Below are 2,623 nucleotides of genomic sequence, written 5' to 3' on the forward strand. Positions count from 1 at the left end.
AGCCCGGGAACTGACCGCGCCGGGCGGCGTCAGGGCTCGATGAGCGGCACGTCGGCTGCGCGCAGCGGCGTGCCGATGGGGGCTGCCGCCTGGCCCTTGCGCACCGCGGCCATGTCCTGCTCGTTGGGGTAGTCGCCCTGCAGCCAGTAGTCGAACACGCGCCGCGCGATGGGCGCGGCATGCGCGGCGCCGAAGCCGGCGTTCTCCACGATCACAGCCAGCGCCAGGCGCGGGTTTTCGGCCGGGGCGAAGGCGGCGAACAGCGAGTGGTCGCGCTGGTGGTCCTCCAGCGCCTTGGCGTTGTACTTGACGTTCTGCCCCAGGCTCACCGCCTGCGCCGTGCCGGTCTTGCCGGCCGAGGTGTAGGGCGCGCCCGCGAACACGCGCGTGCCGGTGCCGCCCTTGTTCACCGCGACGAGCGCATTGCGCACGATCTCCACGTTCTTCGGCGAAAAGCCCAGGTCCTGCCCCGGGGGCTGCTGCACCTCGGTGATCTGGCCCGTCACCGTGTCCTTGATGGCCTTGATGAGGTGGGGCCGATAGCGCGTGCCGCCGTTGGCCAGCGTGGCCTCCGCCAGCGCCAGCTGCAGCATGGTGAAGTTGTTGTACCCCTGCCCGATGCCCAGCGACACCGTCTCGCCCGAGTACCAGCGGCGCATCTCGGGGCGCCGGTAGGTGTTGCGCTTCCACTCGGTGCTGGGCAGCACGCCGCGCACCTCGCCGTTGATGTCGATGCCCGTGGCCTGCCCGAAGCCGAGCGGCTTCATGAAGTCGTGGATGGTGTCCACGCCCATGTCCACGGCCAGCGAATAGAAATACGTGTTGCTGGAGAACTGGATGGCGCGGTGCATGTCCACGCCGCCCAGCCCGCCCTCGTGGCTGCGGAAGGTGTGGCCGCCGTAGGTGTAGAAGCCCGGGTCGTTGTACACCTGCGTGGGCGAGCGCTTGTTCAGCTGCAGCGCCCCCAGCGCCATGAAGGGCTTGTAGGTCGAGCCCGGCGGGTAGGTTCCGCGCAGCGCGCGATTGAGCAGCGGCTTGTCGATCGACTCGTTGAGTGCCTGCCAGTTCTCGCTGTCGATGCCCTCCACGAACAGGTTCGGATCGAACGTGGGCTTGCTCACCAGCGCCACGACCTCGCCGTTGCGCGGGTCGATGGCCACCAGCGCGCCGCGACGCTCGCCGAACATGTCCTCGATCATCTTCTGCAGCTTGATATCGATGGACAGCATCACCGTGTTGCCGGGCGTGGCGGGGTGGCTGGCCAGCCGGCGCACGGCGTGGCCGCCGGCGGAGGTCTCCATGCGCTCCACGCCGGTCTGGCCGTGCAGGGTGCTCTCGAAGCCCTGCTCCACGCCCAGCTTGCCGATGTGGTCGGTGCCGCGGTAGTTGGCCGCGTCTTCGGAGTCGTCGATGCGCTCCTTCTCGCGCTGGTTGATGCGGCCGATGTAGCCGATCGCGTGGCTGGCCACCTCGCCCATGGGGTAGTTGCGAAACAGCCGGGCCTTGATGTCCACGCCGGGAAAGCGGTAGCGCTGCGCGGTGAAGCGCGCCACTTCCTCATCGGACAGCCGCGTGCGGATGGGCAGCGATTCGAAGTTGCGCGACTCGTCCATGAGCCGCTTGAACCGGCGCCGGTCGCGCGGGTGGATGTCCAGCACCTTGGACAGGGCATCGATGGTGTCGTCCAGCGACTCGACCTTGGAGGGCGTGATCTCCAGCGTGTAGGCCGAATAGTTGGTGGCCAGCACCACGCCGTTGCGGTCCAGGATGAGGCCGCGGTTGGGCACGATGGGCACCACGGCCGTGCGGTTGCTCTCGGCCTGCTCGGCGAGGTCGTCGTGGCGCACCACCTGCAGGTACACCAGCCGCGCCACCACCAGGCACAGCGCCATCAACACGACCAACGCCACCACGAACACGCGGGTGCGGAAACGCGACGCATCGGCTTCGGTGTTGCGCAGTTCGGTCATGTCGGCAAAGAAACGGTCAGATCAGGGGGCTGGCGGCGATTCGCGCTCACAGCGGGCGGTTCTCGTCGCGGTCGGGCGGACGGCGCTGCGGCGCCAGCAGTATCCAACTGGCGAGCGGCCACAGCAAGGCCTCCAGGCACGGCGCCACCAGGCCTTCGAAGCCGGGCAGGATGCCGCCCGACACGACGCGGATCAGCAGCTCGATCGCATGGGCCGCGATGAACAGCGGAAACACCTGCAGCGCCTGCGACGGCACGCTGAACCACAGCAGGCGGCGGTGCATGTACAGGGCGCCGTACATCAGGGCGCAATAGGCCAGGGCATGCTGGCCGAGCAGCGCGGTCTGGTACACGTCCATGCACAGCCCCATGGCGAAGGCCACGCCCATCCCCACGCGCTGGGGCTGGTGCACGCCCCAGAACACGAGCAGCACCATCACGAGGTCGGGCGTCCACACCACGCGCCCGAGCGGCAGCATGTTGAACGCCAGCGCCACCAGCAGGCTGCCGACGATGAACAGGGGGCGGACCGGCAGCAGCAGTTGCTGCCCGCGGGGCATGATCATGCGGACCTCCCGGGGCGGGATGCGGCGGCCACGGCAGGCCCGCGGGGGCGCAGGGCAGCGCGGATCATCGGCGCCCCCTTGCGCACCG

The 2,623-nt window shown here is 69.1% G+C and carries 2 protein-coding genes; both read right to left on the bottom strand.

Annotation, left to right across the window (positions count from 1 at the left end; all coding sequences use genetic code 11):
• Positions 1–29: 29 nt before the first annotated feature.
• Positions 30–1,970: a penicillin-binding protein 2 gene (mrdA, locus tag AC27KI_RS22485; RefSeq protein WP_284430286.1), complete on the bottom strand. Its 1,941-nt coding sequence runs from the start codon at positions 1,968–1,970 to the stop codon at positions 30–32.
• 46 nt (positions 1,971–2,016) lie between these two features.
• A complete protein-coding gene (gene mreD / locus AC27KI_RS22490; RefSeq protein WP_487090830.1) occupies positions 2,017–2,535 on the bottom strand; it encodes a rod shape-determining protein MreD in 519 nt (172 codons plus the stop codon).
• Positions 2,536–2,623 lie beyond the last annotated feature (88 nt).

The organism is Acidovorax sp. KPB24-03, assembly GCF_057546605.1.

Excerpts from the sequence above, each read along its gene's own strand:
- mrdA (WP_284430286.1), bottom strand. The coding sequence starts at position 1,970 with ATGACCGAACTGCGCAACACCGAAGCCGATGCGTCGCGTTTCCGCACC.
- mreD (WP_487090830.1), bottom strand. The coding sequence starts at position 2,535 with ATGATCATGCCCCGCGGGCAGCAACTGCTGCTGCCGGTCCGCCCCCTG.